The sequence below is a fragment of the Streptomyces misionensis genome, from assembly GCF_007896895.1.
GTDB classification, from domain to species: Bacteria; Actinomycetota; Actinomycetes; order Streptomycetales; family Streptomycetaceae; genus Streptomyces; species Streptomyces misionensis_A.
Genome location: NZ_VOGW01000066.1, coordinates 2,478 through 3,422, shown reverse-complemented (window position 1 = coordinate 3,422; position 945 = coordinate 2,478). Strand labels below are relative to the sequence as shown.

Sequence of the window (945 nt, the reverse complement as noted above, 5' to 3'; positions counted from 1 at the left end):
AGGGGGCCTGGACGCTGGTGCTGCCGGCCGGCGCGCAGGGGCGGTGAGCGCGCACCCCGGGCTCACCGGTACTTCTCGTCCCGGTAGGCGCGCCAGCGATCCATCATCTGTGCCACGTCCTTCTCGATGAACTCGAAGAAGGCCAGCGTCTCGGCCAGGCGGCGGCCCGCCGGGGTGTCCGCGCCCAGGCTGACGACCCCCTCGCGCAGGGCGTCCTCCCAGCGCTTGATGATGGCGTCGCGGTTGGTGAGGGCCTCGTACCACTGGTCGCTGTGCACGCGGTAGCGCTCCCGGCGCGAGCCCGGTTCGCGTTCGCGGGAGAGCATGTGGACCTGGGCGAGGTAGCGCACCGCGCCGGAGACGGCCGCCGGGCTGATCCGCAGCTGTTCGCCCAGCTCGGCCGAGGTCAGGGTGCCGGTGTCGGAGGCGAGCAGGGCGGCGAAGACGCGGGAGGGCATGCGGGCCATGCCCGCCTCGACCAGCTGGGCCGCGAAGTGCTCCACGAACGCCGAGACCGCCTCGGGGTCCCGCCCCGCCGGCTGTGCGCCCACCGCTTCCGTCATGGGGTCAACCGTACCCAACATCAGGACGTTCAGTAACTTCACAAATTTCTGAACGAAGCGTACGTTCGGGATCCATGACGAAGGCAATCACGGTCGCCGGGCTCCACAAGTCCTTCGGCCGGACCCAGGCGCTGGACGGTCTCGACCTCGACGTCGAGACCGGTGAGGTGCACGGCTTCCTCGGCCCCAACGGCGCCGGCAAGTCGACCGCCGTCCGGGTGCTGCTCGGGCTGCTGCGCGCCGACGCGGGCGCCGCACGGGTGCTGGGCCGCGACCCGTGGCGGGACGCGGTGGAGGTGCACCGCAGGATCGCCTATGTGCCCGGCGACGTGACGCTGTGGCGCAACCTCTCCGGCGGCGAGGTCATCGACCTGTTCGGCCG

2 protein-coding genes are annotated in these 945 nt (G+C 71.6%); one reads left to right on the top strand and one right to left on the bottom strand.

The window, feature by feature from the left end:
* Positions 1-62 precede the first annotated feature (62 nt).
* A complete protein-coding gene (locus FRZ03_RS12180; protein WP_146465162.1) occupies positions 63-563 on the bottom strand; it encodes a GbsR/MarR family transcriptional regulator in 501 nt (166 codons plus the stop codon).
* A 74-nt stretch (positions 564-637) separates the two neighbouring features.
* Here FRZ03_RS12180 and FRZ03_RS12175 point away from each other — a divergent pair.
* A partial coding sequence (locus FRZ03_RS12175) for an ATP-binding cassette domain-containing protein (RefSeq protein WP_146465167.1) occupies positions 638-945 on the top strand: 308 nt, incomplete at its 3' end.

Bases quoted from the DNA above. Each gene is read 5' to 3' on its own strand.
- FRZ03_RS12180 (WP_146465162.1), bottom strand. From the start codon at position 563: ATGACGGAAGCGGTGGGCGCACAGCCGGCGGGGCGGGACCCCGAGGCG.